We start from the raw sequence: 15,964 nt of genomic DNA, 5'->3' as shown, positions 1-15,964 counted from the left end.
GGCCTTTTTCAGTCAAAGCAATTCGAAGCTCTGCTGCTGCACCGCCTGGGAATCCAGCCCTACCTGGACATTGAACTCCCCAGGTTCGGCAACCCGCTGCAACTGGCCATTGTAGAACTTCAGGTCGTCCTCGCTGATGCGGAAGGTCAACGTGCGGGTTTCGCCCGGTTCAAGCATCAGCTTCTGGAAGTTTTTCAGCTCTTTCACCGGGCGGCTCATCGACGCCGACACATCCTGCAGGTACAACTGCACCACCGTCTCGCCTGCAACCTTGCCGGTGTTCTTGACCGTTACCTTGGCTTCCAGCGTATCGCCGCGCTTGAGATCCTTGCTCGACAGGTTCAGGCCTGACAGCTCGAAGCTGCTGTAGCTCAAGCCATAGCCGAACGGGTAAAGCGGCCCGTTGGGTTCTTCGAAGTATTGCGAGGTGTAGTTGCCCGGCTTACCCGGCGTGAACGGCCGGCCGATGCGGGTGTGGTTGTAGTACATCGGGATCTGCCCCACCGACCGTGGGAAGGTAATGGCCAGCTTGCCGGAGGGGTTGTAGTCGCCAAACAGCACGTCGGCGATGGCATTGCCGCCTTCGGTGCCGGCGAACCAGGTTTCGAGGATGGCGTCGGCCTGCTCGCGCTCCCAGCTGATCGACAGCGGCCGGCCGTTCATCAACACCAGCACCAGCGGTTTGCCGGTGGCCTTGAGCGCCTTGATCAGCTCGCGCTGGCTGGCAGGGATCTCCAGGGTGGTGCGGCTCGACGACTCGTGGGACATGCCACGGGACTCGCCGACCACTGCGACCACGACGTCGGATTGCTTCGCCGCCTTGACTGCTTCATCGATCAGCACGGCAGGCGGGCGTGGGTCGTCGACGATTTCCGGGGCATCGAAGTTGAGGAAGTTCAGGTAATCGAAGATCGCCTTGTCGCCCGTGACGTTGGAGCCTTTGGCGTAGACCAGCTTGGCCTTGCCCTCCACGGCGCGGCGCAAGCCTTCGCGCACGGTCACCGAGTGGACGGGTTTACCGTCGGCGGCCCAGCTGCCCATCATGTCGATCGGGGCATCGGCCAGCGGGCCGACCAAGGCAATGGTGCCGGCCTTTTTCAGCGGCAGGGTCTGGTTGCGGTTTTCCAGCAGCACCAGGCTGCGGCGTGCCACGTCACGCGCAGCTTCGCGGTGCAGGCGGTCGTTGCCGTAGTAGTCCTTCAGGTCGGTTTCGGCCTTGCCGATGCGCACGTACGGGTCTTTGAACAGGCCCATGTCGTACTTGGCGCCAAGCACCTCACGCACCGCCTGGTCCAGTTCGCGCTGGGTCACCTCGCCGGACTTCAGCAGGCCCGGTAGCTCTTCGCCGTACAGGGTATCGTTCATGCTCATGTCGATGCCGGCCTTGATCGCCAGCTTGGCGGCTTCACGGCCATCACGGGCGACGCCGTGGCGAATCAGTTCCTGGATGGCACCGTGGTCGCTGATGGTCACGCCCTTGAAGCCCCACTCCTTGCGCAGCAGGTCGTTCATCAGCCAGGTGTTGGAGGTGGCCGGTACGCCGTTGATCGAGTTCAGCGCGACCATCACGCCACCGGCACCTGCATCGAGCGCGGCGCGATAGGGTGGCAGGTAGTCGTTGTACATTTTCGGCAGGCTCATATCGACCGTGTTGTAGTCGCGCCCGCCTTCCACGGCGCCATACAAGGCGAAATGCTTGACGATGGCCATGATGCTGTCGGGGTTGGCCGGGCTGCTGCCCTGGAACGAGCGCACCATTACCTGGCCGATTTTCGAGGTCAGGTAGGTGTCTTCGCCGAAACCTTCACTGGTGCGGCCCCAGCGCGGGTCACGGGCGATATCCACCATTGGCGCGAACGTCATGTCCAGGGCGTCGGCCGAGGCTTCGATCGCGGCGGTGCGGCCGACCTTGGCGACGGCCTCCATGTCCCAGGTAGCGGCCATGCCCAGGCCGATCGGGAAGATGGTGCGCTCGCCGTGGACGGTATCGTAGGCGAAGAACATCGGGATCTTCAGGCGGCTGCGCATGGCCGCGTCCTGCATTGGCCGGTTTTCGGGGGCAGTGCGTGAGTTGAAGGTGCCGCCGATGCGGCCGGCGGCGATCTCCTCGCGGATCTTGTCGCGGGGCATTTCCGGGCCGATGCTGATCAGGCGCAACTGGCCGATTTTTTCGGCTTCGGTCATCTGGCTGATCAGATGCTCGATGAATGCCTGCTTGTCCTGCAGGGGCGGGGCGGAGGGGGCGGCGAGGGCCGCCTGACTGGCAAGGCCCATGGCCAGGCCCAGCAAAGACAGTTTCATCATCAATTCCGTTATGGGGCCGCTGCCGTATCCACGGTGATAGGTGCGCGACCGAAGTTTTCAGGCGGCTATTGTTGTACGATTTGCGGGCAATTCTTCCAGCGGCGGATTATGCCTGAATATGTCGCCTGCGGATGAAGCCCCGAATGCCGGGATAACAACTATAAGAACGCTCAAGAGACCGACGGCATGACCCCCTTCGACGAATACCATCAGCGGCAGATTGCCGAAGCCATTGCCCGTGCCGAACGGCGTACCGATGCCGAACTGGTGACGGTGCTGGCCCGCCGAGCAGACGATTATGCCTATTGGCCGTTGCTCTGGGCCGCCGTGCTGGCGCTGGCCGTACCCGGTCTGTTGCACTGGCTGCTGGCTTGGCCCAGCGTGCGCGGTGTGCTGATGGGCAACGTGCTGTTGTTCGTCGGCCTGTGCCTGCTTCTGCGCAACCCGCGCCTGGCCGATTGGTTGATCCCCCGTGCCTTGCGCCGCTGGCGCGCCTCGCGCCTGGCCCGCCAGCAGTTTCGCGAGCAGAACCTGCAGCGCACAGCAGGCGCTACGGGCGTGCTGATTTTTGTCAGCGAGGCGGAGCGGCATGTGGAAATACTGGTCGATCGGGGTATTGAACACTGCCTGGATGCCGAAGCCCGCGCGGCCATCGGTGCCCGCTTTGCCGAGCAGGTGCGCCAGGGGCGAACGTTCCAGGGCTTTGTCGAGTGCATCGAGGCGTGTGGCGAGCTGCTTAGCCAGCACGTGCCGCCAACCCATGCCCGCAACGAATTGCCCAACCGTTTGGTGATTCTCGACTGAAGGAGCACCAGCGTTTCTGGAGAGCGCTCCCACAGGGTGCTTGGGGCACGTTAGAATAGGCGTTCCGCTACCCAAGGCTCCCTTTTTCATGTCCGCCAGTACTTCTGCCTCTTGCGCGCCGGATGCGCGCGCTCAGTTTCTCGACCTGCTGAACGCCGCCCTGCACGGCGAAACCCTGGTCAAGCTGGTGCTGGCGCGCCATGTCGGTGCCGACCAGACCTTGCAACGGATCATTGCCAAGCCGCTGCAGGTCAAGGGCCAGCCGTGCCTGTCGCTGGTCTACCGCCACCAGACCCGCGACATCACCCGCAACCTGCCGCTGGACCAGGCCCAGGTGCTGGTTGCCGAGTTGCTGCCGGACAGCTTCCGCAATGCTCACCTGTTCGATGCTGACGGCGAAGTGCAGCTGACCTTCAGCAAGAAGGGCAAACCGATGCTCCAGCGCCACGGTGCCCAGGCGCCGCGTGTGGCCGACGCGGGCAGCGGGCATGACCGCGAGAAGAAGCGTTATCTGGAACTGTCGCGGCCATTTCTGCGCGACCTCGGTGTGACCGACGCACAAGGCGCACTGATCCCGTCCATGTCGCGCAAGTGGAAGCAGATCAACAAATTCATCGAGGTCTTCGGTCACGCCCTCGCCAATGCACCGGTGTCGGCGGAACAGGCGCTGCGGGTGGCCGACTTCGGTTCGGGCAAGGGCTACCTGACCTTTGCCATGCACGATTACCTGCGCAACAGCCTGGGCCGCGACGCACAGGTGACTGGCGTGGAACTGCGCCAGGACATGGTCGACCTGTGCAACACCGCAGCCGCACGCCTGGACCACCCGGGCCTGGAGTTCCAGTGTGGTGATGTACGCAGCGTGGTGCCTGAGGCCATCGAGGTGATGATCGCCTTGCATGCCTGTGACATCGCCACCGACTACGCCATCCACACCGGCATCCGCTGCAACGCCGCAATCATCATGTGCTCGCCGTGCTGCCACAAACAGATCCGCCCGCAACTGCACAGCCCGGGGTTGCTGCAACCCATGCTGCAGTACGGCCTGCACCTGGGCCAGCAGGCCGAAATGCTCACCGACAGCCTGCGCGCGCTGTATCTGGAAGCCTGTGGCTATGAAACCAAGGTGTTCGAGTTCATCTCGCTGGAGCACACCAACAAGAACAAGATGATTCTTGCGGTGAAGCGGCGCCAGGCGGGGGATAACGGGGCGTTGCTGGAGAAAATTGCCCAGCTCAAGGCGTTCTATGGGGTGCAGGAGCATTGCCTGGAAACATTGTTGCGCGCGGATGGATTGCTTTGATGGTCATCTTTGCGTGAATGTTGGCGCGCCCCCAGGCTCTTGCAGTTTCATGCTTTTTACATGTCATTAAATGCCGCTATCGATATGCCTGATATGATGATCAGGATTGAGATGGACTTCCTCAGGATGCCAGAGGGTGCGATATCTTCGCTAATGAAGTTCGGAAAGAACCGGGTGGCGATGATTCCAAAAATAAGTACAAACACAGGGTGAATACTAACAACGACTGAGACCAAGGCCGCGCCGCCGCCTACTGCCAATGCGGCCATGAAAAATACGTAGCCTCCTACATCGAATAGATTGGTGGCGGCGAAAATGCTAAATTGCCTGGCGTTAAGAACTTTCAGGTCCTGAATTATTAGCCTTCTCCAGGCAGGGTTAAGCAGCAGTAGAAGCCCACCGAATGCATACCCTGAAAAGTTGAAAAGCAGAACGAACTCAAGGTTTTTGCTTTTTAGTATTTCGTCGGAAATGATGGTTGATATAGCGCCAAAAAATGCGGATACAAATACCATCGCAACATGCCTTCTTTCTCCTAGCCCAAGAATTGTTTTTTTTGACAGGCAGAGCGATAAAATACCCCCGGTGATCAAGAAAAATCCTAAAAACTGCTCGTGCGTGGGGAAAGCGTGAAATATTAATATGGATGCCGCCAGAACAAATAGTGGCTCTGACTGATGGATAGGTATCACTACCGAAACATCCATGTCCTCCAGGGAGTAGCTATATGCGAAATACTGAAGGAATATAGCAAGCCCAGAAAGTATATTAAGGCTGGCGAATAGGGGGTCGATTTCAGAGACATCAAGAAAAGTAAGTATGGCTGCGGCAAAAAATATATTACCTATGCTGAGAAGGAAAATAAAGGGTATATAATTTGATGTTATATGTTCAATGGCGAATTTGTCTAGTATGTTGGATAGGCTCCATAGTAATGGTGCCATTAGAGATAAGTATATCCAAGTCATGGGTGACGCTCCAGGGCACCGATGATCGTGCTTTTGCTATGTTGTAATAGTTCATGGGAAAAATCGTCAGTGTTATGATCAAAAAGGAATGTATTGTTGTAGGTGAATGATTGTGAGGTTTCATGTGCCAAAATGTTGTCCAGTATAGTTGGCGCCTCCTTTAATCTTGATGAGTGGCGAAGCTTCAAGATTGTTATTGTGTTTCCATAGTGTGCAGCTTCATCCCTAGCGGCGTTACGTATCCAGGTTGACAGACATGAAGGTCCCAAGCTATCAAAAAAATCAAAGTCTTGCTTGTAGGCTCTTGTGCTTGTTATTTCATCGAATGCAATAGAGAGCAGAATGGTGAATTCATCAGTCAGAAATTTTTCAATGGCCCCAAAGTCTGGCTCTCTGGCATTCAGCTGGCGTTCGATGAGCTCTTCGCTTTGTCCGTAAAGAACGCTGTTTATCTTGCGCAGGCCTCTGTAGTGGTTTTGTTCGTCGAGATGCCAAAGGCATGTAAACTCCAGGAATTCATCGCTTAGATTAAGGTCTTTACGTTTCAGGAGATAGAGAAGAAAGTGCTTCGAATCGAACTCGGAACTCATGTCGTGCCATAAATTTTCTTGGCGACGCTTGATGTCTTTCTTGTTTTTGGTAATGGTGGCAGGTGAAAGTTCTTTCAATAGTTCGACTGATGACCAGTCATGGCACTTCAGGCCGATTGCCGTCTTTATATAGCCCATGTTTGTACGTCCTGTACGTGTTCAAGGAATTTCTCAAACTGCCATGAGAGGTAGGTTGAGGGATAAAGGCTATCCTTTGCGTTGTAATCAGGTGACCAGTTTGTGTATGCGCCGACCAGCTCTCCCAAATAGGGTTGTGCAATGCCGAGTATGAACTGGAAATCGATTTCCTCCGCCTCCACAATTCCATGTCTTGGGTTTTCTAAGGCCCATCTGATGCCAGCTATTACACCTGCAACTACTTGTAAGGTGGTGGCAGAACTTTGGGGGTTCAAAGCTTGAGCTGCACAGTTTTTAAGGGCAGAGCCGTACCAATATGCATTCTTCTCATGCCCCAGCAAGAGAACGCCGAGATAGTCAGCGCCCTCAAGGATATCATTGCCACTAATGACACGTTTTCGCTGCTGTGGCTGCCATGAATTTCCGATTAGTTCATGAAGTGAGAGAATGGCGTCATTGCAAGGATGATAGGCGTAATTGACGGTTGGCCTATAGGAGACGCCGTTCTCATCATGAACTGTCAAGTAATCCGACAGGGATATGGATTCGTTGTGAGTGATCAAGAATCCCAAGCAAGGGCCGGCAGCAGGTGTCCACGTTTTTATTCGAACCGATGCGCCCGGCTGAGTCAAATATATTGAACTCTTGCAGCCGGACTCATGAAAATGTGCTCCAATTGGTAGTTTTAGCTCATGAGTCCCCCAGCCTAATTCCGAAGGCTGGCATCCTTCAGCGATAAAACCGTCGACTGACCAAGTGTTGATGAACTCCCCGATTGTTTTAGGTGTTTTAGCTATTTGAGTGTCATGTTCAGCGATGTGAATGGTTTTGATGTGCAGGTCGCATGCTAGCTGCGCCCATTCTTGGCGTGTGGTTGGTACGTGGTCGTTCGCGCCGTACAGATCATGCCGAAGGTGAAGTAGTGCTTGTTTGACAAAGTGGGATGCCAACCCAGGGTTTGCCCCATGTGCGATAACGGCTGTGGGGCCACCTTTGCACTCTCGTTTAAGGGCGAGCATACTTTCTCGTAGATAGTAGTTGGTCCTGTACTTGAGGTCTATGGTGGTGTTTGTATAGTATCCTGCCCACGGCTCGATACAGGTGTCTAAATATTTTGCTCCCCGCTCTTGGCAATAGGCGACCAAGTCTAGGCTTGAGACGTCGACGGATAGATTTATCAAGAATGTATTGTCATCCAGGTCTATCAGGATGTCTTTGTAGTTTTCGATCGTCAGGCGCGTGCAAACAAAAGTTGTGGGGGAAACGGTGGGGTGACTGTTGTCGTCTTTTGGGAGTGGGTCAATGACAGTAAGTGAAGATATCTGGTCGCCAAACTCATCAGAGAGTATGGGGAGAAGTGCGGTTGCAGTCGCTCCGTACCCTATAATTATAAATTTCATCGGGTAACTTCCTGTTATTTTATCTGTTGATGAATCAGGTCAAGGCCCGGCGCGATGGTGCGCGGTACATATAAGACGCACTTGATAGAATCATCAGGCGTATGAGCGGTCAAGGTTTTTTGCAGGTGCAGTTGCATTTTAAAGTAAGTACTACGGAGCGATCCTAATGGCTTGTAGGATATTTCTGGTCTTGCTCGGAGCTTGGAAGTTGGTATTCTGATTGCATCCCTCTGCGTCCTGGCAATTTTGCGCGCCAGTTAAGGCGTGTGGTCGATAACGGCTTGGGCAGCAAAGCGGTGATAGTTGCGCCAAATGCTGGGAAGGAGAAGTAGCGATGGAATATGGGTTAACGCTCAAGTATCAGTTGAGCGAAAAAGTAGGCACCGATGCGATATTGGAACATCTGGCCGAAGGCGGGTGTAGTTTGCGCTGGTCGGTTTAGGACAGCCAATTCGATTGGCGCTAGTATTTATCCGCGAATCTACCTCTGCGAAAGAAGCGATCAAGAGCGCGCTGAAAGGCGTTTGCAGTGTTGTGACCAGCGCTCGTCTCATCGAAGCGACATCTGGTCTCTTAGGCTCTGTACGAAAGTCTTGGGGCGCAGGTCAGGCAAGGCGAAAACAACCGAGGAAGCGGAGTCTACTGGAGTACATGAGCATTCCAAGGCTGTTTTCAACGCAGGATGAACAAGTATAAAGGCTTTTCGTACAGAGCCTAAGGCAACTACTGGCTTGCTCAGGGCACCTTGGAGCTGGCTCGCAGAGCGTTGCTGTAAATGTCTCAAGTGCGTATGAGCGAGTGTTTGGTGCTTGTGACTCAACCTATTGAGCTTCTGCTCAAGCCCCTCGTTCAAGGCTGGACGGCACTTCGACAGCCAATGCTGCCTGCCCCAGCGGATGGGTGCTGGCATCGAAGAAATGCAGCGTCGTCCCCGGCAAATCCCCGAAACGATCTGCAAAATGCTGCTTCTGATTAATCACCGACGCCTCGCCCAGCGGCCGAATGGCAATGGACAGCTGTTGCGGACGTGCTTGGCGCACAGCGTCGAGCAGGTGCCGGTCACTGCTGTCCAGGTGCTGCCCGAACAGGCATAGCCCCTGGCTTTCCCCTGCCAGCTGCCCCAGGCACCAGCTCAGATAGTCCGAGTTGCGGATGGCGCGCAGTTTCTCGTCGCTGCGGTCTTCGTTGACGAACAGCGGTACTTCACCCGGGATGTTCACGGCAAACCCATCGAGCAGTTCGGCACTTTCAGCGCTGCGCTGGCGGGTGGTGCCGTCGGGCAGCTTGAGCAAGTGCAGGCCGCCATGCAGGTGCATCACCCGGGTACCTTCGCTGCCGGTGCGTCGCACGTCGAAATAGCCTTGTTCGTCGAACAGCTCGGCGAAGCCATTCGGGGCGTGCTGCACGGCCCATGGCAGCAGCAGGTCGTAGTTGCTGGTGTAGACGCTTCGATAGCCGCGCAGCGCCTGATTGAGGGTTGCCAAGGTGGCCGGCGGCAGCAGTGGCCAGGGCAGATGCACCGTACGCACGGCGTGGATCAACGCTTCCTTGATCGAGTAGTAGCGGTTCAGCGGTGCGGTGGAGTTGATGGCCAGGGCGGCATTGGTACGCACCGTGGTGTTGAGGGCGCTGAGCACCGGCTCGAACAGTTCCGTGGCCAAGGACTTGAACAGTGCCTGGTCGCTGACCGCCAGGCCTTTCTTGCGGCCTGCGCGTTGCGCTTGCTCGAACAGCGAGAAGTAGCCGAACGGCTTCCATACTGCGCGGCTGGCGCCATTGCCCAGCAGCAGGGCGTCGCAGGGGTGGCGGGCGGCGAGTTCTGGCCAGGGGGTAAGGGTGGCATCGAGTGCGGGCATGCTGGGTCCGTTGGGTGGTGCGGGAACGGGGGCGACTTTAGCATGTCGTGCGAGGTGTGCGAGGGTTGGTGTCAAGGCGATGGTCTTGTGTTGTCTGTGCTGGCCCTTTCGCGGGTAAACCCGCTCCTACAGGTCCAGTGCAGTACCTGTAGGAGCGGGTTTACCCGCGAAAGGGCCAGCAAGGCGCAGCATGTTGAACAGGACGAAAGCCGCTCAGCCCTGTTCGGTCACTTGCACACTGCGGTTTCGGTTGCGCCACACGCGGTACGCGCGAATTCCCGCGCGTACCGAGCCGAATAGCAGTTTGTCTTCCATGTCCCGCGCCATCCCCGAGCGCACCAGCATGCGCAGGAAGGTACCGCGGGCGCGGGCGATGGCGAAGAAGATGCCTTGGGCCGCCAGGGTGTCACGCACTTCGCGTAGGGCGGCGATGCCGCTGACATCGATGCTGGTGACCGCTTCGGCATCGAACAGCACGGCTTTAGGCTGGTCCTGGCTTTGCACGGCTTCCAGCAGGCGCATCTTGAAGTAGTCGGCATTGAAGAACAGGATGGCGTCGTCGAAGCGGTACACCACCAGGCCAGGCACGGTGCGGGCGTCCTTGAACTTGCGGATGTCCACCTGGCCTTCGGTGCCCGGCAGCCAGCCCAGTACGGCATCGGTGGGCTGGTAGATGCTGTAAAGCAGGCGCAGGATCGCCAGGGTTACGGCAAACACGATGCCGGGCAGCACGCCCAGGCCCAGTACGCCCGCCGTGGTCAGCAGGCACAGCCAGAACTCGAAGCGGCTAAGACGCCGGATGTGCCCCAGCGACTTGATGTCGATCAGCCCCCAGCCAGCCATCAGCAACACGGCGCCCAGCGCAGCCTGCGGGATCCACGCCATGGGCGCGGTGAAAAACAGCAGGATCAGGGCGATCACCAGTGCAGCGATGATGCCCACCAACTGGCTTTTGCCTCCGACCATGTCGTTGACTGCAGTGCGTGAGTCGGCGCCGCTGATGGCAAAGCCCTGGGAAACCCCAGCCGCCAGGTTGCTCACGCCCAGCGCGACGAATTCGTGGTTGGCGTTGATTGCATAGCCATGCCGGGCGGCAAAGCTGCGTGCGGTAAGCATGGCGCTACAGAAGCTGACGGTAGCGATACCCAGGGCGTCGCGCAGCAGGCTCTTCATTTCCGCCAGGTTGCTGTGTGGCCAGGCCAGTTGCGGGATGCCTGCAGGTACCGGCCCAAGGACGGCAACGCCGAAGCGGTCGAGGCCGAACAGGCCAACCAGCAGCATGAACAGCGCCACTACCGTGAGGGCTGCGGGCAGGCGCGGGTAGCGCCGTGGCAGCCAGATGAGCAGGCCCAGGGCGACCAGACCGATGATCAATGTGACCCAGTGAATTTCCCCCAGGCGCTGGAAGAAGTTGATCAGGCTGAGGATGAAACCATCGCCCTCGATCTTGAAGCCCACCACCTTGGACAGCTGCCCGGCGATCAGGCTCAGGCCGATACCGTTGAGGTAGCCGATCAGGATCGGCCGCGAGAAAAAGCTGGCGATGAACCCGGCTCGCGCCAGGCCGGCGGCAATCAGCATCACGCCGACCAGCACGGTGACGATCACCGACAGTTCAGCGATGCGCTGCGGGTCGCCCATGGCCAGCGGTGCCACGGCACCGGCGATCATCGCGCAGGTGGCGGCATCGGGGCCGACCATCAGCTGGCGCGAGCTACCGATAAGCGCGTAGACGATCATCGGTAGTACACAGGCGTACAGGCCATATTGCGGCGGCAGCCCGACGATCTGCGCATAGGCAATGGCAATGGGAATCTGGATCGCGGCTACCGACAGGCCAGCTTGCAGGTCGGCGTGGAACCATTCACGGCGGTAGTGCAGCAGATTGGCAAGGCCCGGTAGCCAGCGGGAGAGAAACATGCGTTGTCCTTTCGAATGGTTTCACGAATCCATTGAGCATATCCGCCACAAGCCGTTTCGCTTGCACGCGCTGAGGCCCGATGCGCATTGAAGCGGATCGGCGGGTAAATGGCCATGGGCCAGATCACGGGAAGGGGAAAAACGAAAAAAGGAGCCAAGGCTCCTTTTGACTGCGATGACGTTGCTGGAACGCCATGCGGGAATGCGATGTGGAGCGGGTAGAGGGAATCGAACCCTCAACTAAAGCTTGGGAAGCTTTCGTTTTGCCACTAAACTATACCCGCATCTGAGCTGGACTTTTTACCAGAACCTTCAGCGAATTAGAAGCCCAAGTTATAAAAAAGCTTGTCGGCGCCTGTGGCCTGCGGGTATTTGCTACAAGGCGCCGAGCCGCTCAGATGGCAAATGCATGCTGCCCCTGTTGCACAGGTTGGTAACGTTGGCGGGGTTCACGCACGGTTGGCTTGAGGAACCCCAGCATGACACTGCGGGTGTTCTCGCAGGCGGTTTTGTTCTCCATGTCCAGGAAGTGGCCCGCGTCGCGGATCACGCTGAACTGGCTTCTGCCCACATGCTTGCTGAACTGCCGCGCATCCTCGACGGTGGTGTATTCGTCGCGTTCGCCGTTGATGAACAGTACCGGAATGTTGATATTGCGCGCGCCTTGCAGCGCACGTTCCAGGTCGTGCTCCAGCACCTGGTTGATGTGGAAGTGCATCTGTGCGTACTCGTGGCTGTCCAGGCTGCTCACATGGCGATAGTTGAAGCGCTTGAACAGCGACGGCAAGTGCTTGCCGATGGTGTCATTGACCAGGTTGCCGACCTGATAACGGTCGCAGGCGGCCAGGTACTGGCAGCCACGGTCCAGATAGTCGCGCATCGGCTCGTTGATCACTGGCGAGAACGAACTCACCACTGCCTTCTTCACGTACCGCGGCTGGTGCGCCAGCGCCAGCAGCGTGCTTGCGCCACCCCACGAAAAAGACATCACGTGGTCTGCCTGGAAGTGCTCGATCAGCTCAAGGAGGATATGCGCCTCGGTCTCCTTGCTGATCAGCCGTTCGTGACGGTTGTGCGGCTTGGACTTGCCTGAATACGGCTGGTCGAACAGAACCACGTTGAACTGTGGGTGCAGGTTACGTACCGTCTGGGCGAACGAGGCCGTGGTGGCCAGCGAGCCGTTGATCAGGATGATCGTGTTTTCGGCCGCATCCGCGCGATAGAACTCCGTGTAAACCCGATACTGACCTTGGATATCAAGTACAGCGATTTCTGGCCTCATGTCATCGACTCCTGGCGCAAAAAGGGTATTCGCGTCACCTAGGGTGCACGTGCTTTATGACAGGTAGGCATTTGCCTGAAGATAAAACCGGGGCCCTGTGTCGATCCTTGGCACTTGCGTCGACGGTATTGTTTTTGGCGGGCAATTTGCCGTGCCCCAAGACATCTAGGCCTTGGGTGGCCGGCAAAAAGTGTCATCGACCGCGGGTGTGACTTGGTAGTCACATGCAGACTGACGATTTGGATTCAAGCAGTGGGTTGGGGATCGCGCAAGTGCCGTTCGGTAAGTAATGTGACTTTTGTCGCTGAGCGGTCGTATGACGAGCCGGGCTGTCTGTTGCGGCCTAGACGGTGGCTATCTCATGCGCCGTCAGTTCACGGTACTCCCCCGGCGCCAACCCCGGATCCAGCCGGATCGCCCCCATGCTTTCCCGATGCAGCCCCACCACCTTGTTGTTGAAATGCCCGAACATGCGCTTGACCTGGTGATAACGCCCCTCGACGATCGACAGCCGGGCCTGGCGGGGGCTGAGGATGTCCAGCTGGGCAGGCTGGGTGGTCAGGTTTTCGAAGGCGAAATAGAAACCCTCGCGAAACTTGGCCACATAGTGCTCGCCAATCTCGTCCTCGGTGTCCACCAGATAATGCTTGGGCAGCTTGGTAGCAGGCTGGGTCAGGCGCCTTGACCACTGGCCATCATTGGTCAGGATCATCAGCCCGGTGGTGTTGAAGTCCAGGCGCCCGGCGATGTGCAGGTCATCGCGCAACACCGTTGGCAGCAGGTCGAGAACGGTACGGTGTTGCGCATCGTGGGTGGCGCTTACGCAGCCGGTAGGCTTGTACAGCATCAGGTAGCGGGCCGGGCGGCCGGCCTGCAGCAGTTGCTCGTCCAGCTCTACGCGGCTGAACTCACGGACTTCGGTCAGCGGGTCGCTGACGATCTGGCCGTCCACCCGCACGCGGCGTTGCACCAGCATCAGGCGAACTTGCTGGCGGTTGTAGCTGGGCAGGTTGGCGAGGAAACGGTCAAGGCGCATGGTAACGATCAGTGGGCAGCGGATGGACGGAGCTGTTCTTCAACGGCGGCGCAGCGCGGGCACAGACAGGCCTTGTTGCGCAGTTCGTCGGGCAGGGCCTGGAGCACGGCCGGGTCGATGGTCACGCTGTAGCACCAACACGCCTGGGTGGCGCGGCGTGGGTCGGCCAGGCTGCACTGGTTGAGGGCACCGCAAGCGGGGCAGAGTTGCTGGTCATTCATGGCGGGTTTCACTGCAGACGCGGTTGCGGCCAGCCTGCTTGGCACGATAAAGCGCGCGGTCGGCGCGGGTCAGCAGGGCGTGCAGGGTATCCCCCGGTTGCAGGCTGCTCAGGCCGATGCTGGTGGTCAGCCGCAGCGGCTGGTCGTCGTAACTGAAGGTCAGCTGCTCGGTGCGTCGGCGGATCTTTTCCGCCACCTCGATGGCCTGGCGGCCTTCAGCTTCGCGCAGTAGCACGATGAATTCCTCGCCGCCCCAGCGGCACAGTATATCTGACTGACGCAGGCTGCCTTGCAGCACATTGGCGAATTGGCGTAGCACTTCGTCACCTGCCAGGTGGCCGTGGGTGTCGTTCAGCGCCTTGAAGTGGTCCAGGTCGATCAGCAAGGCCACCAGTGGGCTGCTGTCGCGCCGGGCTTCTCGCAGCGCCTGGGCGGCGAGCAGGTCGAAGCTGCGCCGGTTGTGCAGGCCGGTGAGGCTGTCGAGTGTGGCCAAGGCTTCGGTGCTGGCCTGGTGGCGGCGGACCATGGCATGCACCAGTGCCAGCACCACCAGGGTGATCATCGTACAGATCGCCAGATTCAGGTACAAAGCGTGGCGAATGCGGTCGAGGATGCCGGTTTCGCGTTTGTCCACCAACAGGTACCAGTCCAGTTCGGGCAGGTGGCGCACGTTGAGAAAGTGGCTGTGGTTTTCGCTGTCATGGTACTCGTGGCTGCCTTCACCTGGCACCAACTGCTCGGCCAGCATGTCCTTCAGCTCAGGGTTGTCGCTGAGTCGCTGGCCGACTTGCAAACCATGCGGGCCGCCCTCGGAGCCGGTCAGCAGCACCTTGCCTTTGGCATCCGTGAATAGCACCGCACGCTGGTAGCGGCGTTGGTACTGATCGATCAGCTTGACCACCGACGATACGCTCAGCCCTACGCCTGCAGCGCCGATGAAGCGTTGCTGGTAGTCGTGCACCTTGTAGTTGATGAACACGGTCAGGCTGTCCTGGTTGGCCATGTCCAGATCGACGTTGATCTCATAAGGGGCCTTGAGTTCACGCAGGCGGAAATACCAGGCATCACGCCAGGTACCTGGTTCGACATGCTTGAGTACACCTTTGGCCTGGTAGTAGGTCAGCGTGCGATCGGACACGAAAAAGGACGTGAAGATGTCCTGCTTGCCCGTGACCTCGCCCAGGTAGCGGGTCATGCGTTCGGTATCCTGCTCGCCGGACAGCACCCAGTCGCGCAGGAAGGTGTCCTGGGCCATCATCGAGGCGATCAGCACCGGGCGGATCAGGTCTTTCTGGATTTCCGAGTAGACAGTGTCGGAGGTCAGCGGCAATTCGGTATTGATGATGCCGTCGCGGATGGCGCTGCGCGAGGAGAAGTAGCTGAGCAGCGAAGTGGCCAGGAAGCCGCAGGCCAGTAACACGAGCAGGGTAACGATCAGCGAGCGCTGCGAGAACAGAGCGGAACGTAAGGGCATGATCTTCCCGTGATGTGTGCCAAGCCGCTTATTCTAGTGAGATGGCCGACAAATGACTGCAAGTTTTTCAGGGTTATTTCACCTGTATCAAGTTATTGCAGGAATGGCACTGCACCTGCGCGCCACTGTCTTATTCAGTGTCGATTAACGTATCTCGTGTCGACGCTCGCCAGCGCCGCTGTTCGGGCACTCCAGCGGTCCAGGAGGCCGCCATGTCCTATCGAATCCTGTTGGTCACCCTGCTGGGGCTGATGACTTCGGCCTGCGCCCCGTACTATGAGCGCGGGGGCTATTACCGTTCGGACTACTACTCCACCGACCGCTATGTGGCGCCGGGGTATTACCGCCATGACCGCTACTATGTGGCGCCAGCCCCGCGCTACTACTATCAGCCTGCCCCCCGTTACTACCATGGGGCGGCCCCTGCACCCCATTACCGGCCATATGCACAGCCAGGGATGAACCAGTGGCATGGCAACCCGCGCCATGACTATGGCAATCGGCAGCGGCAAGACTACAGGCAGGACCGGGATCGCCATGACTATCGCAATGGCAGCCAGCGTTACCGGCAGGGCGACCGGCACTCCAATCGGCAGGTTGACGACCGCGGCCGCTGGGACGGGCGGCGCGGGCAGGGGCGAGGAGGAAGCTGGCAGCGCTAGGTGAGT

13 protein-coding genes and 1 tRNA gene are annotated in these 15,964 nt (G+C 58.4%); 3 read left to right on the top strand and 11 right to left on the bottom strand.

All coding sequences use genetic code 11. From position 1 onward, the window contains the following. Positions 1–12: 12 nt before the first annotated feature. Positions 13–2,304, bottom strand: a complete 2,292-nt coding sequence (gene bglX, locus ACE4QZ_RS22165) for a beta-glucosidase BglX (RefSeq protein ID WP_103469435.1) — start codon at positions 2,302–2,304, stop codon at positions 13–15. Between the two features lie 186 nt (positions 2,305–2,490). Here bglX and ACE4QZ_RS22160 point away from each other — a divergent pair, with 186 nt between their 5' ends. Both ACE4QZ_RS22160 and ACE4QZ_RS22155 read left to right on the top strand, forming a co-directional pair. Continuing rightward, complete coding sequence (locus ACE4QZ_RS22160) at positions 2,491–3,108, top strand: TPM domain-containing protein (RefSeq protein ID WP_021785767.1); 618 nt, start codon at positions 2,491–2,493, stop codon at positions 3,106–3,108. A gap of 88 nt (positions 3,109–3,196) precedes the next feature. Further along, complete coding sequence (locus tag ACE4QZ_RS22155) at positions 3,197–4,411, top strand: class I SAM-dependent methyltransferase (RefSeq protein ID WP_392526234.1); 1,215 nt, start codon at positions 3,197–3,199, stop codon at positions 4,409–4,411. Positions 4,412–4,467: 56 nt separating this feature from the next. Here the strand turns inward: ACE4QZ_RS22155 and ACE4QZ_RS22150 are convergent, their stop codons facing one another. From ACE4QZ_RS22150 to ACE4QZ_RS22105, 10 genes are all read right to left on the bottom strand, one after another. Continuing rightward, positions 4,468–5,379 carry an EamA family transporter gene (locus ACE4QZ_RS22150; RefSeq protein ID WP_021785765.1) on the bottom strand — a complete coding sequence of 304 codons (912 nt, stop codon included), beginning with the start codon at positions 5,377–5,379 and terminating at the stop codon, positions 4,468–4,470. Further along, positions 5,376–6,107: a hypothetical protein gene (locus ACE4QZ_RS22145; protein WP_021785764.1), complete on the bottom strand. Its 732-nt coding sequence runs from the start codon at positions 6,105–6,107 to the stop codon at positions 5,376–5,378. Before ACE4QZ_RS22145 ends, ACE4QZ_RS22150 begins: the two co-directional genes overlap by 4 nt. Continuing rightward, on the bottom strand, positions 6,095–7,507 hold the full coding sequence (locus tag ACE4QZ_RS22140; protein WP_410480185.1) for a saccharopine dehydrogenase C-terminal domain-containing protein: 1,413 nt from the start codon (positions 7,505–7,507) through the stop codon (positions 6,095–6,097). The genes ACE4QZ_RS22145 and ACE4QZ_RS22140 overlap by 13 nt, the downstream gene beginning before the upstream one ends. 836 nt (positions 7,508–8,343) lie before the next feature. Then, positions 8,344–9,363: a DUF4917 family protein gene (locus tag ACE4QZ_RS22135; protein WP_410480184.1), complete on the bottom strand. Its 1,020-nt coding sequence runs from the start codon at positions 9,361–9,363 to the stop codon at positions 8,344–8,346. A gap of 213 nt (positions 9,364–9,576) precedes the next feature. Continuing rightward, on the bottom strand, positions 9,577–11,283 hold the full coding sequence (locus tag ACE4QZ_RS22130; protein ID WP_103463008.1) for a SulP family inorganic anion transporter: 1,707 nt from the start codon (positions 11,281–11,283) through the stop codon (positions 9,577–9,579). A 210-nt stretch (positions 11,284–11,493) separates the two neighbouring features. Next, a tRNA-Gly gene (locus tag ACE4QZ_RS22125) sits at positions 11,494–11,567 on the bottom strand. Between the two features lie 110 nt (positions 11,568–11,677). Then, entirely contained in the window at positions 11,678–12,565 is an 888-nt protein-coding gene (gene phaG, locus ACE4QZ_RS22120) for a (R)-3-hydroxydecanoyl-ACP:CoA transacylase (protein ID WP_410480183.1), read from the bottom strand. 343 nt (positions 12,566–12,908) lie between these two features. Further along, entirely contained in the window at positions 12,909–13,601 is a 693-nt protein-coding gene (locus ACE4QZ_RS22115; protein ID WP_021785758.1) for a pseudouridine synthase, read from the bottom strand. An 8-nt stretch (positions 13,602–13,609) separates the two neighbouring features. Further along, positions 13,610–13,822, bottom strand: a complete 213-nt coding sequence (locus tag ACE4QZ_RS22110) for a cysteine-rich CWC family protein (RefSeq protein WP_021785757.1) — start codon at positions 13,820–13,822, stop codon at positions 13,610–13,612. After that, entirely contained in the window at positions 13,815–15,296 is a 1,482-nt protein-coding gene (locus ACE4QZ_RS22105; RefSeq protein WP_021785756.1) for a diguanylate cyclase, read from the bottom strand. Before ACE4QZ_RS22105 ends, ACE4QZ_RS22110 begins: the two co-directional genes overlap by 8 nt. 212 nt (positions 15,297–15,508) lie before the next feature. On the opposite strand from ACE4QZ_RS22105, the gene ACE4QZ_RS22100 reads away from it, so the two are divergent. Next, positions 15,509–15,958, top strand: a complete 450-nt coding sequence (locus ACE4QZ_RS22100) for a hypothetical protein (RefSeq protein ID WP_410480182.1) — start codon at positions 15,509–15,511, stop codon at positions 15,956–15,958. The last annotated feature ends 6 nt before the right edge of the window (positions 15,959–15,964 follow it).

The organism is Pseudomonas sp. DCA-1, from assembly GCF_046523955.1.
Lineage (GTDB): Bacteria > Pseudomonadota > Gammaproteobacteria > Pseudomonadales > Pseudomonadaceae > Aquipseudomonas > Aquipseudomonas putida_Y.
The sequence above is the reverse complement of the archived record's forward strand: the minus strand, read 5'-3'. Positions and strand labels throughout refer to the sequence as shown.

Excerpts from the sequence above, each read along its gene's own strand:
- ACE4QZ_RS22135 (WP_410480184.1), bottom strand. The coding sequence starts at position 9,363 with ATGCCCGCACTCGATGCCACCCTTACCCCCTGGCCAGAACTCGCCGCC.
- ACE4QZ_RS22100 (WP_410480182.1), top strand. The coding sequence starts at position 15,509 with ATGTCCTATCGAATCCTGTTGGTCACCCTGCTGGGGCTGATGACTTCG.
- ACE4QZ_RS22160 (WP_021785767.1), top strand. The coding sequence starts at position 2,491 with ATGACCCCCTTCGACGAATACCATCAGCGGCAGATTGCCGAAGCCATT.
- bglX (WP_103469435.1), bottom strand. The coding sequence starts at position 2,304 with ATGATGAAACTGTCTTTGCTGGGCCTGGCCATGGGCCTTGCCAGTCAG.
- ACE4QZ_RS22145 (WP_021785764.1), bottom strand. The coding sequence starts at position 6,107 with ATGGGCTATATAAAGACGGCAATCGGCCTGAAGTGCCATGACTGGTCA.
- ACE4QZ_RS22115 (WP_021785758.1), bottom strand. The coding sequence starts at position 13,601 with ATGCGCCTTGACCGTTTCCTCGCCAACCTGCCCAGCTACAACCGCCAG.
- ACE4QZ_RS22155 (WP_392526234.1), top strand. The coding sequence starts at position 3,197 with ATGTCCGCCAGTACTTCTGCCTCTTGCGCGCCGGATGCGCGCGCTCAG.
- ACE4QZ_RS22150 (WP_021785765.1), bottom strand. The coding sequence starts at position 5,379 with ATGACTTGGATATACTTATCTCTAATGGCACCATTACTATGGAGCCTA.
- ACE4QZ_RS22140 (WP_410480185.1), bottom strand. The coding sequence starts at position 7,507 with ATGAAATTTATAATTATAGGGTACGGAGCGACTGCAACCGCACTTCTC.
- ACE4QZ_RS22105 (WP_021785756.1), bottom strand. The coding sequence starts at position 15,296 with ATGCCCTTACGTTCCGCTCTGTTCTCGCAGCGCTCGCTGATCGTTACC.
- ACE4QZ_RS22110 (WP_021785757.1), bottom strand. The coding sequence starts at position 13,822 with ATGAATGACCAGCAACTCTGCCCCGCTTGCGGTGCCCTCAACCAGTGC.
- ACE4QZ_RS22130 (WP_103463008.1), bottom strand. The coding sequence starts at position 11,283 with ATGTTTCTCTCCCGCTGGCTACCGGGCCTTGCCAATCTGCTGCACTAC.
- phaG (WP_410480183.1), bottom strand. The coding sequence starts at position 12,565 with ATGAGGCCAGAAATCGCTGTACTTGATATCCAAGGTCAGTATCGGGTT.